Origin of the sequence: Hyphomonas sediminis, from assembly GCF_019679475.1 — a bacterium.
GTDB classification, from domain to species: Bacteria; Pseudomonadota; Alphaproteobacteria; order Caulobacterales; family Hyphomonadaceae; genus Hyphomonas; species Hyphomonas sediminis.
This window is the reverse complement of record NZ_JAIEZP010000001.1, coordinates 978,058-999,052: the sequence shown is the minus strand read 5'-3', so window position 1 is coordinate 999,052 and position 20,995 is coordinate 978,058. Positions and strand designations below refer to the sequence as shown.

Genomic DNA, 20,995 nt, shown 5'->3' with positions numbered 1-20,995 from the left:
TATTGAACGGCGCAAATTCCGCCCTTAATCCAGAGACATGGCGGAGAAGTCGGACATTCAGAGCTTGATGCAGCGCCTCGACCAGCGCTCGCGGGACATATTCCGGGAGATCGTCGAGGGCTATCTGGCGACAGGCGAGCCTGTCGGCTCGCGCACGTTGTCGAAAAGCGGCATTTCCCTCTCCCCGGCCTCCATTCGCAATGTCATGGCCGACCTGACAGAACTGGGCCTTCTGGACGCCCCGCACATCTCAGCGGGCCGCGCCCCCACCCACCGGGGCCTGCGTCTCTTCGTCGATGGCTTCCTTGAGTATGGCGACCCCTCACGCGACGACAAGAAACTGATCGATGATCGGCTCAGCTCGGCTGGAACCGATCTCGAAGCAGTTCTGGGCGAAGCCTCCGACATTCTCTCCGGCCTCGCCGGCGGCGCAGGCCTTGTTGCCTCGCCCACCCGCGACGCGGCCGTGCGCCATGTCGAATTCGTGCCTCTGGCCGGAGGCGACGCGCTCTGCATCCTGGTGACCGATGACGGCGACGTGGAAAACCGCGTCATCCGAGTGCCCGAAGGCCTGCCCGCCACCTCGCTGATCGAAGCGGGCAACTATCTCTCCACGCGGCTCAAGGGCCGCACGCTGGCCGAAGCGTCCAGCGAAGTGCGCGCCGAATTGCAGGAACGCCGCGCCCAGCTGGATGCGGCCACCGCCTCGCTGGTCGAGGCCGGCCTTGCCGAATGGGGTGGCGAAGCCCCCGGCCGGGGCCGCAGCCTGATCGTGCGCGGACGCGCCAACCTGCTGGAAGACGCCAAGGCCGCCAACGACCTCGACCGGGTGCGGCAATTGTTCAACGAGCTGGAACGCCAGCAAAGCCTGCTTGATATTCTCGATACAACGCGCGAAGCGGGCGGCATTCGCCTGTTCATCGGGTCGGAGAACAGGCTTTTCCCGCTCTCTGGTTCAAGTGTCATTGTGGCACCCTATATGGGCGGCACGAAACAGGTGATCGGCGCCCTCGGCGTGATTGGCCCAACGCGGCTGAACTACGCCCGGGTGATCCCGATGGTTGATTATACCGCCAAGGTGGTGGGGGAAATCCTCTCCTCCCGGCGCGGAAAGGATGGGAAATGATGAGCGACGAAAACAAACCGGGCGAAACCGCTGAAATCGACGCCGCCCAGACGCCGGAAACAGACGCGTCTGTAGCGCCGGAAGAAACGATCCTGAAGCTGGAAGCGGAAAAGGCGGAAATGAATGGCCAGATCCTCCGCCTGCTGGCCGATCTGGACAACACCCGCAAGCGCGCCGACCGGCAGGTCAGCGAAGCGCGCGTCTACGCGATCGAGAAGTTTGCAGGTGACCTGCTCAGCGTGGCCGACAACCTCGCCCGCGCCCTCGAAGCCCTGCCCGAAAGCGAACGCGAAAGCCTCACAGACGCTGGCAAGAACCTGCTCGGGGGTATCGAAATGACGGCGAAGGAACTGCACACCGTGCTTGGCCGTCACGGCGTTGCGCCGATTGCCGCTGATCCCGGCGCCGCCTTCGATCCGAACGTGCATCAGGCCGTGGCGCAGATCCCCTCGCCCCAACCCTCCGGCACCATCGCCCAGCTATTCCAGCCCGGCTGGCGCATTGGCGAACGCACCCTGCGCGCCGCCATGGTCGCCGTCAGCACCGGCCCGGCGAACTGATGCGATGACAGTGCGGGCTTAGTCCCGCGCCACCCGCCACGCCGTAACTGTTCCCGGCAGCATGTTCGGCACGATCACCACATCGCCGAACACGGAGAGGTCGTTCTGCAGAACGCCTTCCGCCTCGGTGTCGAGCAGCGTCGTTACCTGCCCCTCTTCGCTGACATAATGGATCTGCCCCGGCCAGCTGGAGACCAGATACCCGCCGCCAGGCACCAGGCCGATGCCATCGGCATTGATCATGCCACTCGCGATAATGTCTTCGGAATCGGCGCTGCGCAGGTCGATCAGGTTTCCTGCGGTCATCGTTGCGATCAGCAGCCGGTCCCCATCCCCCAGCAGGCCGTTGATGCGGTCCCAATCGGCAGAAGCACCCAGCAGCTCAGCGCCATCCGGAGTAATCTCGTGGATCGAGGCCGTGCCGGAATCGGAAACCAGCACATCGCCGTTCCAGACCGTCATGTCGTTGAGAAATTTGGCACCCTCGACGCTGACAGCGCCGCGCTCCGTCCCGTCATGCACGTCGAACATCACCACGCGGTCGAGGTCAGCGACGTAAAGCGTATCGCCCAGCACGGTCATGCCCTTGGGCGCGTCCAGCCCTTCGGCCCAGCGCAGCATCAGCACCGCGCCATCGGGCGCGAGTTTTGAGATGTACCCGTTGCCATCCCTGGCAGAGCTTTCGCCCGCCACATTGGAAATGAAATAGTTTCCTTCCGGACCAATCGCGGCGCCTTCGGGCTGCTCGAAGCCTTCCTGCACCCAGAGCTGTTCCAGCCGCGGCGCCGTTGCTGCCGCCGTCATGCCTTCACCTGCAGCGTTCGCCGCGGCGGCCACCTCAACTGCACCGGCCTCCTCTGTCGGCGGCGCGCCGGCAGAACACCCCGCCAGAATGAGCACTGAGGCTGCAGCAAAAGCCTGGAAACGCATGAAATCCTCCCCGATTATCTGGGCCGGACCATGCCCCAGCGTTCCAGGGCTGACCAGATAAAATCCGGGCTTTTCTCATGCGTTTGCGACAGGTCAGGCGGTCTGCGCAGGCTCCGCCGCTGCAGGCGCCCGCGCCATTCCCAGCCGTTCCCACACCCGCTCATGCAGCGCATAGGCCACCGTCTGGATCAGCGGCTCGATCATGCCGATCGCCAGCGCGGCCTTCCAGCTGCCGGTCAGCACAAAGGCGACACTTATGGCGACGCAGAAGTGCATCGCGCTGTAAGTCAGTGTCTTGAGGGCGGGCCGGGGCATGAGCGCAAACCTTGTTGTCAGGCCCTCTATATGGCCATTTTGAGAACCATTTTCAAATTGATACGGGTTGTGCGCGTCATAGAGCCCGCCTATGGCCATTTCTGTCACGCCCTCTTGAGCCTGACCTACAGTTCCCCATATCGAGGCGAAAGAAGCGAGCGGATTTAAACGCCCAACTCGCTGCTCGAAAATCAAACCTTGAAGAGCCATTGGCGGCACGGGGCTGCTGAGCAGACCGAACCCAAATGAAGCCAGTGGCGGCTGACGAAAGAGAGAGTAACACATGAGCAAAATCATCGGCATCGACCTTGGCACCACCAACTCGTGCGTCGCCGTCATGGAAGGCGGCCAGGCAAAGGTCATCGAAAACGCAGAAGGCGCCCGCACCACCCCCTCCGTGGTCGCCTTCACCGATGGCGGCGAACGCCTCATCGGCCAGCCCGCACGCCGTCAGGCCGTGACCAACCCGGACTTCACCTTCTACGCCATCAAGCGCCTGATTGGCCGCACCTTTGACGATCCGACCGCACAGAAGGACAAGGAACTGTCCCCCTTCGCCATCGTGAAGGGCCCCACGGGCGACGCCTGGGTCAAAGGCCGCGACAAGGATTACGCGCCCCAGGAAATCTCGGCCTTCATCCTGACGAAGATGAAAGAGACCGCTGAAGCCTATCTCGGCTCCAAGGTCACCCAGGCCGTCATCACCGTTCCGGCCTACTTCAACGACGCCCAGCGCCAGGCTACCAAAGACGCTGGCCGCATCGCCGGCCTCGAAGTGCTGCGCATCATCAACGAGCCGACCGCAGCAGCCCTCGCCTACGGTCTCGACAAAGGCGGCAACAAGACGATCGCCGTCTACGACCTTGGCGGCGGCACGTTCGACGTCTCGCTCCTCGAAATCGGCGACGGTGTGTTCGAAGTGCTCTCCACCAATGGCGACACCTTCCTCGGCGGTGAAGACTTCGACCTGCGCGTCGTCGACTTCCTCGCAGCCGAATTCAAGAAAGAGCAGGGCATTGACCTGAAAACGGACAAGCTCGCCCTGCAGCGTCTGAAGGAAGAAGCCGAGAAGGCAAAGAAAGAGCTGTCTTCGGCCACCCAGTATGAAGTGAACCTGCCCTTCATCACGGCAGACGCCACGGGTCCGAAACACCTCAACATCAAGCTGACCCGCGCCAAGTTCGAAAGCCTTGTCGAAGACCTCGTCAAGCGCACCATCGAGCCGTGCCAGAAAGCCCTCAAAGACGCTGGCAAGTCCCCGTCCGAGATCGACGAAGTCGTCCTTGTCGGCGGTATGACGCGTATGCCGGCCGTGCAGGAAGCGGTGAAGAAATTCTTCGGCCGCGAGCCGCACAAAGGTGTGAACCCGGATGAAGTGGTCGCCATCGGCGCCGCGATCCAGGGCGGCGTCCTGCAGGGCGACGTGAAGGATGTTGTCCTTCTCGACGTGACCCCGCTGTCGCTCGGCATCGAAACGCTTGGCGGCGTCTTCACACGCCTCATCGAGCGCAACACCACGATCCCGACGAAGAAATCCCAGGTCTTCTCGACGGCTGAGGACAACCAGCCTGCCGTGACCATCAAGGTCGCCCAGGGCGAGCGCGAAATGGCGAGCGACAACAAACAGCTCGGCCAGTTCAACCTCGAAGGCATTGCCCCTGCCCCCCGCGGCCTGCCGCAGATCGAAGTTACGTTCGACATCGACGCCAACGGCATCGTCTCGGTTTCGGCCAAGGACAAGGCAACCGGCAAGGAGCAGCAGATCACCATCCAGGCAGATGGCGGTCTCTCCGAAGCCGACATCAAGAAGATGGTGGCCGATGCCGAAGCCAATGCCGGCGCCGACAAGGCGCGCCGCGAACTGGTCGAAGCGAAAAACCATGGCGAAGCCCTGATCCATCAGACCGAAAAGCAGCTTGAAGAGCATGGCTCGAAAGTCTCTGATGCGGTCAAAGGCGACATTGAGACAGCCATCACCGACCTGCGCGCGGCGGTGGAAACCGACAACGCCGCCGACATCGCCGCCAAGCATCAGGCGCTGATGAGCGCTGCAATGAAACTCGGCGAAGCCATCTACGCCGCTCAGGGCGCGGGCGAAAGCGAAGGCGAAGAGCCTGCCGCGTCGGGCAATGACGATGTGGTCGATGCCGACTTCGAAGAAGTCGACGACCGCAAGTAATCAGCGGCCCTCCGCCCAAAGACAAAACCCCGCCGGATCGCTCCGGCGGGGTTTTTCTTTTGTCGCACGCTTGGAGTCCCGTTGGAGTTTTTTTGGAGTTTTCCGGAAAAAGCTCCAACGGGCCTTCCGCTCGCCCGCGCAGTCACGCGCCCGCGCCCCGTCATCCCGGAATTTGCACAGCAAATATCCGGGACCCAGAAAGCCCCAAAACAATCCCTCACTGGGTCCCGGACAAGCGCATTCGCGCTTTCCGGGAAGACGAACCTGGTCTCTCAGCGGCCCAACGCCGAGGAAACCCCGCGCCCTATCCAACACCTAATCCCCATACACGCGACAGATCCCGCCCCGCCTGTCCGGCAGGGCTGCCCATGCTCCATCCTCCGCCTATGGACTACGCCTTTTCCTCCCCGCTGCCGGGCCTCAGCCTGCTTCAGCGCCTGCTCTGGCCGCTGATCTATGTGCAGCTGATCGCCCTGCGCGATTGGGTGCGGCAGCACTATGGCCGCGGCGTGCCTTACTGGATCACCATTTCGAAGTTTGGCCGGGTGCGCCTGCGCCGTCTGCCGACAGACTCCACGCTGAGCTTTGCTGCGCCGGCCTCTTATGCGCCCGCCGGGTATGACTATGCCTGCGGCCTGACGCGCGCCTGCCTGTCTGATGCGTTCTGCGATGAAGACGCCGCGTCCGTATTCGTATCTGTGCCCGTGCCTGTAGCGGGCATCGCGCCGATGCCCCAAACGCAATCGGGGCAGGCTTTGGCAGCCCGCCCCGACACGTCTTAGCTTTTTCTGCCGTCCCCGGATTACCGGGGAGACGCATTTTGCCGGGCAGCCCAAGGGCTGCGCCGGGCAAAGGCGCTGGCGATTACATCGTCACCACGACCTTGCCTTGCGCCTTGCGGTCCTGCAGTTCACGGATCGCATCGGCGGCCTGCTCCATCGGATAGGTGTTGGAAACATGCGGGCGGATCTTGCCTGCCTTGTAGAGGTCGAACAGTTCCTTGACGTTCTGCGCATGCGCCTTGGGATCGCGGGCAACCGCCGCGCCCCAGAACACGCCGCGCACATCGCAGCTTTTCAGAAGCGTCAGGTTCAGCGGCAGTTTGGGGATGCCTGCCGGGAAGCCGATCACCAGGAAGCGGCCTTCCCAGTTCATCGCGCGCACAGCGGGCTCGGCATAATTGCCGCCCACCGCGTCATAGATGATGTCCACGCCGCCGCCGGAAACAGTCTTGATGTCGTCGGAGAATTTCTTCTGCCCATCGCGGTCAAGTTCGCGCGCATAGACAAGGCCCTTGTCGGCGCCTTTCGAGAGGCAGAAATCCACCTTCTCCTGGCTGGAGCAGGCCGCGATCACTTCCAGGCCCATCGCCTTGCCCAGTTCCACCGCCGCAATGCCTACGCCGCCCGCAGCGCCCAGCACGAGCAGCTTCTCGCCCGGCTTCGGGTCGCCCCGGTCCTTGATGGCGTAATAGGAGGTGCCATAGGTCATCAGGAAGGCAGCAGCCTCCTCGAATGGCATGCCTTCGGGGATCGGCATCACGGCATGGGCGGCGGCCAGCGCATATTCGGCCATGCCGCCATTGCCGGTCGAGGCCAGCACGCGGTCGCCCACCTTCACATGCGCAACGCCCTCGCCCACCGAGGCCACGATCCCGGCAATCTCGCCACCTGGCGAAAACGGGCGCGGCGGTTTGAACTGGTAGAGGTCCTGAATGATCAGCACGTCGGGATAATTCACGCCGCAGGCCTTTACCTGCACCAGAACCTGCCCCTTGCCGGGGGTTGGCACGGGGGCCTCCTCGATCACCAGCGTCTCTGGTCCGCCCACTTCTTTCGACAGAACGGCTTTCATATGCCTCTCCCTTCCGAGCTTGTTGTTTCGACCTTCAGACGGTAGCGATGCGGCAGGCAGGCGCCAAGCCTGACGCTAGGGGAAAGGAACTGCGCGATGTCGAAAATCTGGGCTCTCGCCATCCATGGCGGCGCCGGACCGATCCCTGGCCGCGACTATGCACCCGAAGAAGCGCACCTCTCCGCCCTGCTGAAACGCGGCGCCGAGGCGCTCGCAGGCGGTGAAGCCGCGCTTGATGTCGTCGAAGCCATGGTGATCGACCTGGAAGCCTCCGGCCTTTACGTCGCCGGCAAGGGCGCCAGCCCCAACACCGCCGGGGAGTGGGAACTCGACGCCGCCATCATGGACGGGCGCACGCGGAACGCCGGCGCCGTCGGCGCGCTGCAGGGCTTTGAAAGCCCGATCCGTGCTGCCCGCCTCGTCATGGAAAAGACGCCCAACGTCCTGATCGTCGGCAAGGGCGCCGCTGCCATCGCCGGCGCCGCCGGGCTTTCCCGCGTCACCGATCCGGCGAGCTATTACGGCTCAGTCGATGAAGACACCGTCCAGGATGGCAGCGTCCAGATGGGCACAGTCGGCGCCGTCGCGCTCGACATCTATGGCGACCTTGCCGCCGCCACGTCCACCGGCGGCGTCCTCTCCAAGACGCCCGGCCGCATCGGCGATACGCCCGTTATCGGCGCGGGCACCTGGGCAGACGAACGCTGCGCCATTTCCTGTACCGGCCTTGGCGAATACTTCCTGCGCGCCAATGCTGCCGCCGATGTCTCCGCCCGCATCCGCTATGGCGGCGATACGCTCGGCCCTGCCCTCAAGGGCGCGCTGGACGATGTCAAACGCCTCGGCGGCAATGGCGGCATGATCGGCGTCTCCGCCAATGGCGATCTCGCAGCTGGGTTCAATTCCAGCGGACTGAAACGCGGCCTCGCCGACTGGCGCGGCCGATTTGAAGTGGCAACTTTCCTGTGACCGTTATTTTCTGGACCCTGGCGGTGATTGCCGTCTTCGCCCTCGCGCTGGCCGCCCAGATGCGCATGATGATCTCGGTCGTTTTGCGCCGGGCGCTGGCTGCAAAGTTCGGCGGCGGGCCGAACGATCTTGAATACCGCGCCGCCATCCTGTCGCTGGGTCGGGGCGAAGCCGATACCGACGCGCGCAAATATCTGGAGGCGGAATATCCCAATCCCCTCGCCCATATGAAACTCGCCCGCCGCGTCTCGCTGGGCGGCCCGGTCGTCCTCCTTGCCATCGTCGCTGCCGGAAAGTTCTGGCTGGGGGTGTTCTGAGATGCGCGGTTATTTCGCCATCGGTTCAGAGCGGATTTCAAAACCCATGAACCTCGGCGCCCTGACGCGCACGGCCCACGCCTTCGGTGCAAGCTTCGTCTTCTCCATCGATGCTGCGCGCAGCCTGAAGACCGCCAACATCGCGGACACGTCAAAGTCCGCCAGCCAGATCCCTTATTATCAGTGGGACACGCTGGATGACATGCAGCTTCCCAGAGGCTGCCAGCTTGTCGGGATCGAGCTGACCGATGACGCGGTAGAGCTGCCGGAATTCCGGCATCCTCCGCAGGCAGCCTATATTCTCGGCCCCGAAAAGGGCAACCTGTCTCCCGAAGCGCTCGCGCGCTGTGTTCATGTCGTGAAGATCCCCACCAAGTTCTGCATCAATGTCAGCCTTGCTGGCGCGCTGGTAATGTACGACCGTCACCTGTCGATGGGCCGCTATGGCCCGCGCCCGATCATGCCGGGCGGCCCGGAAGGCCAGCGCCGCCGAAAGCTGCCATCTCAAACAGGTTCTCGCAAATCGGCAGATTGAGCGCTCAGCGCGCGCCAAGCAGTTTCTGGATCGCGCCCATCAGGCCGGTAAAGCGCAGCCCGCCATCGCGGATCGCCAGCGCATAGCAAACGCCATCATCGTCCGCCACCGGCTGGTGGGTGTCGCTCGGCCCGTTCATCGAAATGTCGCCCGGCCCATAATTGCCGCGCTCATCGGTAAAGCCGCCCGACAGCACCATCGTCAGCTCAGCGCCCGAATGGGAATGGCGCGGAATGCGCGCGCCCGGCGCGATGCGGTAAAGCTCCACTTCCATCGCCTCGCTCACATCCAGCTTCAGGCGTTTGAGGCCCAGCCCCAGCATCTGCCAGCCATCGCGCCCGGCAGCGTCCAGCGCGGCGCCGCGCACAGGCTCAGGCAATTCCAGCAGTTCACGGAGGGCTGCCCCGGCGGCGCGCCCGGCATCCCGCTGCGCAGCGGCCGGCATTTCCAGCGCGTCCACCATCGCCAGCGCCCGCTCCAGTGCGCCTTCGCTCATCGCCGCTTCGGGCGCGGCATCAAGAAAGCTGCCGGAAACCATTTCACTGACGACCACAGACCGGCGTACATCCGAACGCACGGCGCTTTGGGTCTCCAGCATCATGGCAAAGGCCGGATCGAGGCATCCGGCCGCATAGGCGCTGTAGAGGTCACTGAACGTGTTGGGCGAAGCAGAAGGCATTTGTGTCAGATGTTCCCATATCCTTGGAGCAAAGATTGTTCGCTTTGGCTCATCGTCAAGCAAACACAGCCGGAGATTGCAGCACGCGGGTCATACCCCCCCCTCCAGCTCTCCTTTGAGGCGGCTGAAAGCCAGGCGGATGCGAGACTTTACCGTCCCGAGCGGCAGGTTGAACGCTCGCGCGATCTCTGAATGGGAGAGGCCGTCATAGAAGGCTGCCTGCACGAGGATCAGCTGGTCCTGCGGCAGACCGGCCAGCCGCTCGCGTACCACCTCATCCAGTTGGCCGCGAACGATCATTTCGTCCGGGGTCTGGATTTCCGGTGGCAACAACACCGGGTCGTCGGGGGAAAGCTCCGGCCGGCGCTGGCGGCGCTGCGCGTCGATCCGGCGATTGCGGGCGATCCTGAAGATCCATGTCGAAACCGAGGCCTGCGCCCGGTCATAGAGCCCCGCCTTCTGCCAGACGGTGATCATCACCTCCTGCGCCAATTCTTCGGCTTCCCCATCGCCCGCGCCAAGGCGCAGCATGAAGGATTTCACGCGCGGCGCGTAATAGCTGAACAGATCTGCAAAGGCGCCCCGGCTGCGCCGGTCTGCAATCTGCGCCATGCAATCGGCATGGTGATCCCTCAATTCGGGATCCGCAGTGCGGACTGTATGGTCAAACAAGCGCTTGGCCTTTCGGGAAGCCGGCCTGTCATTGTCTGCCTTCGTAAACCGTAAAGCAACCATGGCGCTTGGAATTTCCCCTGATACGCTCGTGTAGGGTGTTTTGCTTGGAGCGCCCCCCAGTGTATGGATTCAGGAACGCTGGAGGTACTGTGTGAGTATTTTATTTAACATGCAACATAAAATAACGACACTGCTTCGCCCTCTCACGCTTGTGATCTCGGCCGCATTGCTTGCGGGCTCCGCCGCTGCCGAACCCAAGGCCTTGGGCAAGTTCAAGGAATGGTCGGTCTTCACCGAGGAAAAAGGCGGCGACCTGGTCTGCTATGCTGTCACTCAGGCCTCTTCGAAGGCCCCCTCTTCAGTAAAGCATGGCGATGTCTGGTATTACGTCACCAGCTGGAAATCCGGCCAGGCCCGGAACCAGCCCAGCCTGCGCGTCACCTATGATCTCAGCACCAGCAAGGCGCCCAAGACAGCTGTAGGCCGCTCCTCCTGGCAGATGTTTGCAGCCGGCAGCGAAGCCTTCGCGGATGATGCCGATGATCCGCGCATCGTCGACGCGCTGCGCAAGGGCTCCAGCCTCACCGTGACGGCCCGGTCCGCCCGCGGCACGAACGTCACCTACCGCTTCTCGCTCAGCGGCTCCTCCGATGCCATCGAGAAGGCCGAAGCAGCCTGCCGCTAGACCCGAATGCAAAGGCGGCGGCCACTGGAAAGTGACCGCCGCCCGATTTGCTCAGTTTCCTGAACCTGCAGTGATTACTGCGTAACCGGCGTCAGGATGATTTCGACACGGCGGTTCTGCACACGGCCGGCTTCGGTCGAGTTGTCAGCCACCGGATAATCAATGCCCATGCCGATCGAGCTCATGCGGACAGCCTGAACGCCCTGGTTGGCCAGGTAGTTGCGGACCGCGTCTGCGCGCTGTTGCGACAGGCGCTGGTTGAACGCGCGGTCCCCCTCGGACGAGGCATGACCACGGATGTCCACAGCCGTCGAGGGATACTCGACCAGCGTGGTCGCAACACTGTTCAGCGCCTGGAAGAAGGACGGATCGATCTCGGCGCTGCCTTGGCGGAACGTGATGCCCGACGGCATGGTGAGGGCGAGCTGGTCACCCTGACGCTCGATCTCGATGCCCGTACCGGCAGTCTGCTGACGCAGTTTTTCTTCCTGCTTGTCCATGTAGACACCAACGCCTGCGCCGGCGACTGCGCCGACCGCTGCGCCGATGGCCGCGTTCCGCTTGTCGTCGCCGCCAGCCATCATGCCGGCGCCTGCGCCAAGGATGGCGCCGGCTGCAGTTGTGGTCCAGACGCGCTGGCTGGGACCGGTTTCACATGCATGCACCAGCGGAAGCGCCAGAGCTGCTGCGAGGAGGATAGACTTCTTCATGAGGAGGACTCCCTTTGCCTGAAGTATGTTGCCGCCTGTCGCACGCCGTACCTGAACGGGAGCCAACCAGACGTCTGATTTTTTGTTTCCCCTCTAAAATGAAGGGATTTTCGCACTCTGGCGCGTTAAAGTCTGTCCATGTTTGCGCCGTTTTCCTTGTCTGGCGCCTCGTGCTATAGGCCCGCGCATGACCGTGACCCTCGACCTCAGCCGCCGAAATAACTCTCTGCCCGGCAAGAAACGCCTGACAGGCCTTTCGGTTCCCGCCCTCAAGGCAGAAATGGAAGCCCTTGGCCTGGAGCCGAAGGCGGCCTCCATGCGTGCGCGCCAGCTGCGCCGCTGGATTCACCATTTCGGGGTCACCGATTTTGCCGGCATGACCGACATCGCCAAGGATCTGCGCGCCCAGCTGGAAGAGAAATTCGAGCTCGACCGCCCGGAAGTCGCCGACCATCAGGTCAGCCGCGACGGCACTCAGAAATGGCTCACCCGCTACGCTCCCGGCATTGAGGGCGAGAGCGTCTATATCCCCGATGTCGGCAAGGCGGGCGCGCTTTGCGTCTCCTCCCAGGTCGGCTGCACGCTGAACTGCACCTTCTGCCACACCGGCACGCAGGCGCTGGTGCGCAATCTCACCGCCCAGGAAATCGTCCAGCAGGTCATCATCGCCCGCGATGCGCTTGCCGAATGGCCCTCCTCGAATGAAGATCGTCTCCTGACGAACATCGTCTTCATGGGCATGGGCGAGCCGCTCTACAATCTCGACAATGTCGCCGAGGCGATCGACACCATCTCCGATGGCGATGGCATCTCCATCGGCCGCCGCCGCATCACGGTGTCCACCGCCGGCGTCGCCCCGAAGATCCCCGAGCTTGGCCAGCGCACCGGCGCCATGCTCGCCATCTCGCTGCACGCGACGAATGACGCCCTGCGCAACGAGCTCGTGCCGCTGAACAAGAAATACGATCTGCAGACGCTGTTTGAAGCCATCCGCGCCTATCCCGACCTCGGAAACTCCAAGCGCGTCACCTTCGAATATGTCATGCTGAAGGGCGTCAACGACACGCTGGCCGAAGCGCGCGATCTCGTGAAGCTGCTCAAGGGCATCCCCTCGAAGATCAACCTCATCCCGTTCAACCCCTGGCCGGGCAGCCCGTATGAATGCTCCGACTGGGAAACGATCGAAGGCTTTGCCGAAGTGCTCAATCGCGCCGGCTATGCCTCGCCCATCCGCACGCCGCGCGGACGCGACATCCTCGCCGCCTGCGGCCAGCTGCGTTCGGAAAGCGTGAAGGTGCGCGCCAGCGAGCGCCTGAAGCAGAAGCTCGCCGGCGAAGCCGAAGCCTAACGCATCTTTTTCACCATGCGGTCCCAGATCGCGCCGGGGATGTTGGAATAGTCGTCCGTCCACGCACGGCCACCATCGCCTTCGAGCACGGACCAGTTGCCGCCCGCGTCCAGCGAGGCGAGCGCCAGCTCATTGCGCGCTAACACGACGACAGCACTGGAAGAAGCCCGGTGCCCGCGCTCAGGGATCGTATGGAACTGCATCCGCCCCGGCACGCCAAGATCGCTGGCCACCCGCGCCACAACGGCTTCCAGCGCCATGTAGCGGTTGGATACATGCAGCAACACAACGCCGTCTTCCTTGATACGCGAGAGATAGAGCGCCACCGCTTCCCGCGTCAGCAGGTGGGCCGGCACCGAGTCCGACGAGAACGCATCAATCAGCAGGATGTCGAACGCGTCTTCCGGTTCCTCCGCCAGCGTCAGGCGGCCATCCCCCAAAACAATGTCAGCATCCGGCGCACATTCGGAAAGAAAGGTGAACCACTCAGGGTCGCGCGCCAACCGGGCGACAATCGGGTCGATTTCATAAAAGGTGTAATGCTGCCCCGGCCAGGCATAGCAGGCCACAGAGCCAACCCCCAGCCCGACCGCGCCAACGCGCCCGGCGCGCGTATGCGCCGCAAAGATCTGGCCGATCGGCGTCTCCGGCGCATAATAAGTCGCGGGCCGCAATGCGTCTTCGTCCAGCGCCTGCGCGCCGTGCAGCGTCGTGCCATGCACCATGGTGCGATAGGTCCCCTGATCGTCCACCTTGACGACCCCGAAGAACCCTCGCTCCGCATACGCACCGACCGTCGGGCTGCCCGCCACGCCGATCATCCAGATGGAGGCGGCCGCCACCGCGCCGCACAAGCGCGAGCGGCGAACAAGATAAAGCAGCACCAGCCCGATCGTCAGCAACACGAAAAACGAGCGCGGCGCCCGCGCCGACAGCGAAGGGGCCTCATAAACATAGAACGCGATCAGGGCGAGGCCGACCGCCACGCCCGCGATCACCACCGTATGCACCGGCCCCATCCAGTGGCGTTGCGGCACCAGCAGGATCGCCGCAATCAGCATCAGCGGGTATTCGGCAACGCTGGTGAATATCACTGGCACAAGCAACGCATTGAACGCCCCGCCCAGAACGCCGCCCAGCGACATCAGCAGGTAGAACTCCGTCAGCCGCCCCGTCTCCGGGCGGTCGGCCGCCAGCAGGCCATGGCAGGCAATCGCCGCGATGAACAAGCACGCAAGGTGCACCCCAAAGCTCAGCAATGTCGGTACGCCAGAAAGCTTTGTCAGCACAAAGAGCGCAAGGCCCGCGATGACTGGCAGCAGCGCAATGGCGTGGTCCAGACGAATGAGCGGCGCCTTGGAGAAGACCACGATAAAGCTCGCGATATACAGCATCAGCGGCGGCGCCCAAAGGAACGGCGCACTGGCCACATCCGTGGCGATATGCGTCGTCACCCCCACCAGCAGGCTTGAGGGCACAAACGCCAACACCACCCACCAGGCGCGCTGGCGCCACAGCGCGGCGCCGGTTTTCGCTGCGGCGGCCGTGCGCTCTGGCGCCGGCCCTTCCATGGCGCCCCCCTTCCCCTGCATGGCAATCAGGCCGCAGCCGACCAGCAACAACAGGAGAATGCCATAGCCTACCGACCAGGCCATCGCCTGCCCGGCCAGCGGCGCCAGCGGTTCCAGAACCAGTGGATAGGCCGCCAGCCCCAACAGGGAGCCGGCATTGCTGGCCGCATACAGATGATAAGGATCATGCGCGTCGGCCCGGCCTGTGCGCGCATACCAAGCCTGGATCAGCGGCGCGGTGGCGGAGATGATCGCAAAAGGCGGCGCAATCGACACGGCAAACACGCCAATCAGCCAAAGCGCCGGGCGTGACGGATCTGGCGGCCCGAACACGCTGCTCAGCTCAAAGGGCAATACCAGCGCCGCCAGAAGCAAAAAGGCGCCATGCACAATCACCTGCGTGCGGACCGATTTGACGAGATGCGTCAGGAGGTGGGCATAGGCATAGCCTGCCAGGAGCGCGGCCTGGAAACAGACAAGCGACACGTTCCACACATTCGGAGAGCCCCCCAGCAGCGGCGTCGCCATGCGCGCAAACATCGGCTGGACGAGGAAAACCAGCGCTGCCGAGAGGAACACCGTCACCACGAAGGGCACAGCGCCGCGCGGATGCAGGGCAATATTCTCGGGCAGCAGGCCGCCGGCAGCTTTTGCAGTCATAGAAGGCTCTCCCATCCCCGTCAGACTAGCGGCGGCGGATTAAGGGAACACTTCCAGAACCGGCCAGAACGGGTAAGGGCGCTTAGCTCGCCTTGCCCATCCGGCGGCGCTGGACGCTGGAGGGGATGTTGAGGCTCTCGCGATACTTCGCCACCGTGCGGCGGGCGATGTCGATGCCAAAGCCGGTCAGGATCTCGACGATCTGATCGTCAGACAGCACGTCCTCAGGGGACTCCTCGTCGATCAGCATCTTGATCCGGTGGCGCACGGCTTCGGCCGAATGCGCCTCCCCGCCCCCGGTTGCCGGGATGGCGGCAGAGAAGAAGTATTTGAACTCGAACAGGCCGCGCGGGGTGGCCATGTATTTGTTGGTCGTCACCCGGCTGACGGTCGACTCGTGCATCTCGATCGCGTCGGCCACCTGTTTCAGGTTCAGTGGCCGCAGATGCGCCACGCCATGCGCGAAGAAGCCGTCCTGCTGGCGGACGATCTCGCTGGCAACTTTCAGGATCGTGCGGGCGCGCTGGTCGAGCGATTTGACCAGCCAGCTTGCGGACGCGGCGCATTCGGAAATGAATTCCTTTTCCTTCTCGCGCATCGGCAGGGCCGTCACCTCGGCATAATATGCCTTGTCCATCAGCACGCGCGGCAGGTTGTCGGAATTCAGCTCCACGGCAAACATGCCATTGGGCAGTTCACGGACATAAACATCCGGCGCCACGGCCACAGTGGTATCGCTGGAAAAGCCTGCGCCCGGCTTCGGCGAGAGTTGGCGCAGCTCCAGCAGCATGTCCTGCATGTCGGCCTTGTCGACGCCGCATACATCCATCAGCGCCTTCATGTCGTGCTTGGCGACAAGATGCAGGTTGTCCAGCATTGCCTGCATGGCGGGGTCAAACCGACCCCGGTCTTTCAGCTGCAGCGCAAGGCATTCGGGAATGGAGCGCGCCATCACGCCCGTCGGGTCAAACCCCTGGCAAACCGTCAGCACTGCCTCGACATTGGCAATATCGGCGCCCAGCGCCTTGGCCACGTCTTCCAGCGGCGCACGCAGATAGCCACTCTCATCTGTCTCATCGATCAGGCGCGCCGCAATCAGCCGATCAGCTGGCGAAAGGCCGGCAAAACTCAGCTGCGAATGCAGGTGCTCCTGCAAAGTCACATCGCTGGAAACATTGGCGGCGTAGTCGAAGTCTTCCCCGCTGCTCCCGGAGGAAACGCTCGACCAGTCGGTGCTCGCAGACGGGCCGCTCCCTTCGGCAGACAGGCCGGAATCCGATCCCGTGCCTGGCTCGAACACATCTTCGCCCGGCGCGTCCAGCTGCTCGCGCGCTTCTCCGAGCCCGGAGGTCTCGTCCAGCCGCAGCGTTTCGCGGTTCGTGGTTTCGCTTGTTTCGGCAGGCCCTGCCCCGCCCTCATCCTCGACCTTCACGAGCAGCGGATTGCGCTCAAGCTCGGTCTCGATGAATTCGGCAAGTTCCTGGTTCGACAACTGGAGCAGCTTGATGGCCTGCTGCAGCTGCGGCGTCATCACCAGGGACTGGCCCTGGCGCATGTCGAGTGATTGTTTCATGGCCATCGGCCGCGCCCCCTGAGATCAAGCGGCGAACTGTTCACCCAGATAGACCCGGCGCACATCCTCATTCTTCAGCACATCCTCTGGTGTGCCAGTGAACAGAACTTCGCCATCATACATGACATAGGCCCGGTCGACGATCTGCAGCGTCTCGCGCACCTGGTGATCTGTGATCAGAACACCCAGGCCGCGCTGCTTCAGATAGCGGACAAGTTCGGAAATGTCGGAGATGGCCAGCGGGTCGATGCCGGTGAACGGTTCGTCCAGTAGCATGAAGCTCGGACGCGACGCGAGGGCACGGGCGATCTCTACGCGCCGCCGTTCACCGCCCGAAAGGGAGGTGGCTGGCTGGTTGCGCAGATGTTCGACATGCAGCTCGCTGAGCAGGCCATCGACCTGTGCCATCCGCGCCGCCCGGTCAGGTTCGACCAGTTCCGCCACGGCGAGCACATTCTCTTCTACTGTCATTCCCCGGAAGATCGAGGCTTCCTGCGGGAGATACCCCACGCCCAGACGGGCGCGCTGATACATCGGAAGGCGGGTCACATCCTCGCCATCGATGGAAATGGAACCGGAATCGGCCCCGATCAGCCCCATGATCATGTAGAAGCAGGTGGTCTTGCCGGCCCCGTTGGGTCCAAGCAGGCCGACGACTTCTCCCCGCGCAAGGGACAGCGAAACGTCGCGCACAACCTGACGCTTGCCAAAGGCTTTGGCGAGGTTGTTGACGACAAGGCCTTCGGCCGGTTCGCTCATGATCTGGTCATTCCCTTTTGCGGGGCGGTTATCGCCGCCCTCAGTCACCCTATCCCGTCATGCTTAAGATCGGCTTCAGGATTCCTTCAAAATTCACCGATTGCCATTCGAGGCGCTGCTCGGATCGATCACGGCGCGGGTCCGCCCGCCGCCACCCTCCAGCGTCGTGCGCCGGTTGGCGATCTCCATCCGCAGGATCTGGCCCTCGGCCACGTCCTTGTCGCGCATCAGGGCCACATTGCCCGTCATGGTGATCGTATCGGTTGCCAGCTCATAGACGCCCTTGTCGCCCTTCGCCTTGAGTTCGGGCGTCACGTAATAGACGCCGCCCTCAGCGAGGATGCGCTCGATCTGGCCGAAATTGCCCGCCACGCCGCTGGTGGTCTGCCCTTCCGCCGGCTGGCCGGAGAACAGGATAGTCACCGTATCGGCCCGCAGGCGCGCCGTGCCCTGCCGGATGTCGACATTGCCGACCAGCAGCACCTTACGCTCCCGTTCCAGGCTCTCGGTACGTTCCGAATTGATATAGATCGGCCCGCCTTCGGACGAAATCTGCGCATGGGCCGGAACGCCCATCAGGAGGCTGAGAACAAGCCCTGCGCCGGCTGCCTTAAGGAGTGCCATTTTCATCACCTTCACGCGTTCCTGCCGAATTGTCGGCCTTGCTGGGGTAGATCACCGTCTGGACATTGCCTTTGAAGACGATGCGGTCGCCGCCATCAAGGATTTCATACGAGTCCGCCTTGATATCGCCAAGAGGCCCCCTGCCTTCCAGCGGCGAGAGGCCCTCCACGCGGTCCTCGGATACATGCAGCCGGGCGCCCTGAGAATTGAACATATATCCTGCCGCGTCCGAGATCCGCACATCCTCATAAAGCTCCAGGATGCCCGTATTGCGGTCGTAATAGCCTGATGGCGCCTTCACTTCAGTGCCCTTGGAATCGCGCAGCACAGGGCTGACGAGATCCACTGCCCCATCCCGCGCGCGCCGGCGCTGGGCAGCCTCGGCAGTGATCGTGAAGATCTCACCGGCAGCATCGCGCCCGGTGAAGCGGGGGTTGATCATCGTTACAGCCTGGCTGTCATCCACCGGCGGCGGCGCTGCCTCCTGCGAGATGGCGCTGCGCACGATATATCCGGTAAACAGCCCGATGGCCGCCGCCGCAGCCGCCACAAACCCGTAGCGCAGGTATCTGACCCGCTCAGACCGGCGCCGGGCCTGCGCCAGCGTCAGCTGACGGCGCGGCGCCCAGAGCGAGATAGGGTCATTATGGCGGGTGGCTTCCATGGAGGCGGGAGGATCCGGCTGAACTAAAGTCAGGCAGCAGTCTTAAACACGATACCCACGCCGCGAAAGCAGCAGATCACACGCAAAGCGCACCGGCAGGATTAACTATGTGAGAAGATGTCTTCTTCGTCCCATCCGGCAAGGTCCAGATCGGCCCGCGTCGGCAGGAAGGCGAAGCAGGCCTGCGCCAGCTCCATCCGCCCCTCGCGCACCAGCATGGCTTCAAGGCCCGCCTTGATCTGGTGCAGGTAGAGCACGTCACTGGCCGCATACTGGATCTGTGCGTCGGTCAGCTTGTCCTGCCCCCAGTCGGAGCTTTGCTGCGCCTTGGACATGTCCACCCCGGCCACTTCGCGCGCCACATCCTTCAGGCCGTGGCGGTCGGTATAGGTGCGTGCGAGGCGCGAGGCGATCTTGGTGCACCAGATCGGCGCGCAGGTGATGCCCATCCAGCGCTTCATCATCACCACGTCAAACCGGGCGAAATGGAAGATCTTCAGCACCTTCGGATCGGTCAGCAGCGCCTTCAGGTTCGGGCAGTCATAGTCCCGGTTGAGCTGCACGAGATGCGCGGTGCCATCGCCGGACGAAATCTGCACGAGGGTGAGATTGTCCCGCATCGGGTTCAGGCCCATCGCCTCGGTATCGACGGCGATCACGGGGCCAAGGCTCAGACCTTTGGGAAGGTCGCCCTTATGGAGGGTGATCTGGTTCATGTATCGCGCCTTAGCACGGACGCCATTAAGCGCAAGTCAAAGCCGCTTTTCAGCCCGCTTCGCGCTTTGCCGCGATGATCGCAGCGTCCAGCGCCGAGAGGAACCGAGAGCGGTCTTCCTTGCTGAAGGGCGCCGGCCCGCCTGCCCCGATCCCGGCGACGCCCACGCGCCGGTCGGCCATGATCGACCTTGTCGCCATCGCCGTGCCGATGGAGTCGTCCGTAAACGGCTTGCCGGCAGGCGAGAGCACCCGCGCCCCGGCCTTCAGGCCCCGGTCGGCCAGCGGAATATCTGCCGTGATCACGATCGCCCCCGGCCCGGCCTGCTCGGCAATCCAGTCATCGGCGGCGTCAAACCCATCGCTGACGATCTTGCGGGAGATCAGCGCGTGCTCTGGAATGCGCAGATAGGAATTGGCCACCAGCACAGCAGGCACCTGATGGCGAAGGGCCACCTTGTAGATTTCGTCCTTCACGGGACAAGCGTCGGCATCGACGAGAATTCGAACGGTCATTCGGCTTCCATCGCCGCAATCCACTCCCGGATCAAGGCGAGGGCTTCAGGGTCGTTCACGCTGCGGCCGAGTTCGGGCATTGCAATGCCGGGCTCGGTGGAGGCCATCCGGAGGAGGAGGATCGAGGCGTCCGGGTCCCCCGGCACGATCACCTGCTTCAGCCCGCCCGATCCGCGTCCGGCGGCAACGGGATGTTTCAGCACACCGATACGCGTCGCGCTCTCCTCGGTCGAGGCGAGCCACAGGCCGGAATTGGAGGCCGAGCCGTCTGCCTTGTGGCAATGGGCGCAGTTCACGTCCAGCCAGGCGCGGGCGCGCAGGTCCAGCGGGGCGGACGGATCGAACGCAAACGGATCGCCCGTCACCTCGTCGGCAAGCCCGCTGAGAATGCCCGCCTCGGCCCAGCGGGTCAGCTGGCCATCATGCGCCAGGTGGCGTGCCTTCGGCCCGATCGGCTCAATCGCCTTGCCCGCCTGATGGCAGGTCTTGCACTGGTTCTGGTTGGGCACGGCGTAACGCAGGCTCAGCGCTTCGCCCTGCGGGCTGATCGTCTCGATGTCCAGCCGCTTGCCCGCCGGGGTGTAGACCGCCTCTGTCTGGTCGTCATTCCACACATAGGGATAGGCCGCCCAGCCATCGGCCTTGTGGATCAGCAATCGCGTCTCCACCCGCCATTGCCCCTCTTCAGACGCGCGCATGTCGGGCGCAAAGGCAAACGTCTTAACAAGAACAGTTCCCACCGGAAAGCTGAACACGTCGTCTTCGTGATAGGTCGCCGGCTCCCCGCCCGGCACATACACAAAGCGATGCTTGGCCGCATGGTCGGAGAATAGCGGATTGATCAGGTCATACGCCATCACACCCGTGGCAGGGCTGGCAGACGCCATGTCCACAAACAATCCGTAGTCCGACAGCTTCTCAGCCGGCGCCGCGGCCAGGATCACCCCGTCATCCGGCCCTGCCGGCGCCTTGCCTGCCGAGCAGGCCGCCAGCAGGAAAAGCGCCGCGAGAAGGCCGGTTCGCACCATCGTC

At 63.5% G+C, this 20,995-nt stretch carries 23 protein-coding genes; 9 read left to right on the top strand and 14 right to left on the bottom strand.

The genetic code is table 11. From position 1 onward, the window contains the following. The first annotated feature begins 37 nt into the window (after nucleotides 1-37). Nucleotides 38-1,126, top strand: coding sequence for a heat-inducible transcriptional repressor HrcA (gene hrcA, locus K1X12_RS05060; RefSeq protein ID WP_220986541.1), 1,089 nt, complete (start codon nucleotides 38-40; stop codon nucleotides 1,124-1,126). Next, on the top strand, nucleotides 1,126-1,686 hold the full coding sequence (locus tag K1X12_RS05055; protein WP_220986540.1) for a nucleotide exchange factor GrpE: 561 nt from the start codon (nucleotides 1,126-1,128) through the stop codon (nucleotides 1,684-1,686). The genes hrcA and K1X12_RS05055 overlap by 1 nt, the downstream gene beginning before the upstream one ends. 18 nt (nucleotides 1,687-1,704) lie before the next feature. Here K1X12_RS05055 and K1X12_RS05050 read toward each other — a convergent pair whose 3' ends face one another. Further along, nucleotides 1,705-2,616, bottom strand: coding sequence for an NHL repeat-containing protein (locus tag K1X12_RS05050; protein ID WP_220986539.1), 912 nt, complete (start codon nucleotides 2,614-2,616; stop codon nucleotides 1,705-1,707). 93 nt (nucleotides 2,617-2,709) lie between these two features. After that, entirely contained in the window at nucleotides 2,710-2,931 is a 222-nt protein-coding gene (locus tag K1X12_RS05045; protein ID WP_220986538.1) for a DUF2061 domain-containing protein, read from the bottom strand. Between the two features lie 283 nt (nucleotides 2,932-3,214). Here K1X12_RS05045 and dnaK point away from each other — a divergent pair, with 283 nt between their 5' ends. Together dnaK and K1X12_RS05035 are read left to right on the top strand one after the other, a co-directional pair. Beyond that, nucleotides 3,215-5,110 (top strand): molecular chaperone DnaK, encoded by a 1,896-nt coding sequence (gene dnaK, locus K1X12_RS05040; protein ID WP_220986537.1) that lies wholly within the window; start codon nucleotides 3,215-3,217, stop codon nucleotides 5,108-5,110. 368 nt (nucleotides 5,111-5,478) lie between these two features. After that, on the top strand, nucleotides 5,479-5,892 hold the full coding sequence (locus K1X12_RS05035; RefSeq protein WP_220986536.1) for a hypothetical protein: 414 nt from the start codon (nucleotides 5,479-5,481) through the stop codon (nucleotides 5,890-5,892). 82 nt (nucleotides 5,893-5,974) lie between these two features. Here the strand turns inward: K1X12_RS05035 and K1X12_RS05030 are convergent, their stop codons facing one another. Further along, on the bottom strand, nucleotides 5,975-6,964 hold the full coding sequence (locus K1X12_RS05030; RefSeq protein WP_220986535.1) for an NADPH:quinone oxidoreductase family protein: 990 nt from the start codon (nucleotides 6,962-6,964) through the stop codon (nucleotides 5,975-5,977). A gap of 96 nt (nucleotides 6,965-7,060) precedes the next feature. Between K1X12_RS05030 and K1X12_RS05025 the strand changes: the two genes are divergently transcribed. From K1X12_RS05025 to K1X12_RS05015, 3 genes are read left to right on the top strand one after another with little or no spacing between them, the layout of a single operon-like run. Beyond that, on the top strand, nucleotides 7,061-7,933 hold the full coding sequence (locus K1X12_RS05025; RefSeq protein WP_220986534.1) for an isoaspartyl peptidase/L-asparaginase family protein: 873 nt from the start codon (nucleotides 7,061-7,063) through the stop codon (nucleotides 7,931-7,933). Beyond that, the gene (locus K1X12_RS05020; protein WP_220986533.1) at nucleotides 7,930-8,250 is read left to right on the top strand and encodes a hypothetical protein; all 321 of its coding nucleotides are present in this window, start codon (nucleotides 7,930-7,932) and stop codon (nucleotides 8,248-8,250) included. The genes K1X12_RS05025 and K1X12_RS05020 overlap by 4 nt, the downstream gene beginning before the upstream one ends. A gap of 1 nt (nucleotide 8,251) precedes the next feature. Then, nucleotides 8,252-8,785, top strand: a complete 534-nt coding sequence (locus K1X12_RS05015; protein ID WP_220986532.1) for an RNA methyltransferase — start codon at nucleotides 8,252-8,254, stop codon at nucleotides 8,783-8,785. 4 nt (nucleotides 8,786-8,789) lie between these two features. On the opposite strand, the gene K1X12_RS05010 is transcribed toward K1X12_RS05015, so the two are convergent. Both K1X12_RS05010 and K1X12_RS05005 read right to left on the bottom strand, forming a co-directional pair. Beyond that, nucleotides 8,790-9,464 carry a ChrR family anti-sigma-E factor gene (locus tag K1X12_RS05010; RefSeq protein WP_220986531.1) on the bottom strand — a complete coding sequence of 225 codons (675 nt, stop codon included), beginning with the start codon at nucleotides 9,462-9,464 and terminating at the stop codon, nucleotides 8,790-8,792. Nucleotides 9,465-9,554: 90 nt separating this feature from the next. Next, entirely contained in the window at nucleotides 9,555-10,076 is a 522-nt protein-coding gene (locus tag K1X12_RS05005) for a sigma-70 family RNA polymerase sigma factor (RefSeq protein ID WP_225907875.1), read from the bottom strand. 232 nt (nucleotides 10,077-10,308) lie between these two features. Between K1X12_RS05005 and K1X12_RS05000 the strand changes: the two genes are divergently transcribed. Beyond that, nucleotides 10,309-10,824, top strand: coding sequence for an invasion associated locus B family protein (locus K1X12_RS05000; RefSeq protein WP_225907874.1), 516 nt, complete (start codon nucleotides 10,309-10,311; stop codon nucleotides 10,822-10,824). A gap of 74 nt (nucleotides 10,825-10,898) precedes the next feature. Here K1X12_RS05000 and K1X12_RS04995 read toward each other — a convergent pair whose 3' ends face one another. Next, complete coding sequence (locus K1X12_RS04995) at nucleotides 10,899-11,534, bottom strand: YiaD family glycine zipper/OmpA-like lipoprotein (protein ID WP_220986528.1); 636 nt, start codon at nucleotides 11,532-11,534, stop codon at nucleotides 10,899-10,901. 187 nt (nucleotides 11,535-11,721) lie between these two features. On the opposite strand from K1X12_RS04995, the gene rlmN reads away from it, so the two are divergent. After that, entirely contained in the window at nucleotides 11,722-12,882 is a 1,161-nt protein-coding gene (gene rlmN / locus K1X12_RS04990) for a dual-specificity RNA methyltransferase RlmN (RefSeq protein WP_220986527.1), read from the top strand. Here rlmN and K1X12_RS04985 read toward each other — a convergent pair. From K1X12_RS04985 to K1X12_RS04950, 8 genes are all read right to left on the bottom strand, one after another. Further along, on the bottom strand, nucleotides 12,879-15,113 hold the full coding sequence (locus tag K1X12_RS04985; protein ID WP_220986526.1) for a fused MFS/spermidine synthase: 2,235 nt from the start codon (nucleotides 15,111-15,113) through the stop codon (nucleotides 12,879-12,881). The two genes, rlmN and K1X12_RS04985, sit on opposite strands and share 4 nt — an antisense overlap. 82 nt (nucleotides 15,114-15,195) lie before the next feature. Beyond that, nucleotides 15,196-16,692: an RNA polymerase factor sigma-54 gene (rpoN, locus tag K1X12_RS04980; RefSeq protein WP_220986525.1), complete on the bottom strand. Its 1,497-nt coding sequence runs from the start codon at nucleotides 16,690-16,692 to the stop codon at nucleotides 15,196-15,198. Between the two features lie 18 nt (nucleotides 16,693-16,710). Further along, a complete protein-coding gene (gene lptB / locus K1X12_RS04975) occupies nucleotides 16,711-17,445 on the bottom strand; it encodes an LPS export ABC transporter ATP-binding protein (RefSeq protein ID WP_220986524.1) in 735 nt (244 codons plus the stop codon). A 93-nt stretch (nucleotides 17,446-17,538) separates the two neighbouring features. Next, nucleotides 17,539-18,069, bottom strand: coding sequence for an LptA/OstA family protein (locus K1X12_RS04970; RefSeq protein ID WP_220986523.1), 531 nt, complete (start codon nucleotides 18,067-18,069; stop codon nucleotides 17,539-17,541). Then, entirely contained in the window at nucleotides 18,056-18,733 is a 678-nt protein-coding gene (gene lptC / locus K1X12_RS04965) for an LPS export ABC transporter periplasmic protein LptC (RefSeq protein WP_220986522.1), read from the bottom strand. Before lptC ends, K1X12_RS04970 begins: the two co-directional genes overlap by 14 nt. Before the next feature lie 101 nt (nucleotides 18,734-18,834). Further along, nucleotides 18,835-19,449, bottom strand: coding sequence for a ribonuclease D (locus K1X12_RS04960; protein ID WP_220986521.1), 615 nt, complete (start codon nucleotides 19,447-19,449; stop codon nucleotides 18,835-18,837). 49 nt (nucleotides 19,450-19,498) lie between these two features. Then, entirely contained in the window at nucleotides 19,499-19,963 is a 465-nt protein-coding gene (locus tag K1X12_RS04955; RefSeq protein ID WP_220986520.1) for a YaiI/YqxD family protein, read from the bottom strand. Continuing rightward, entirely contained in the window at nucleotides 19,960-20,991 is a 1,032-nt protein-coding gene (locus tag K1X12_RS04950; protein WP_220988796.1) for an SO2930 family diheme c-type cytochrome, read from the bottom strand. Before K1X12_RS04950 ends, K1X12_RS04955 begins: the two co-directional genes overlap by 4 nt. Between the last annotated feature and the right edge of the window lie 4 nt (nucleotides 20,992-20,995).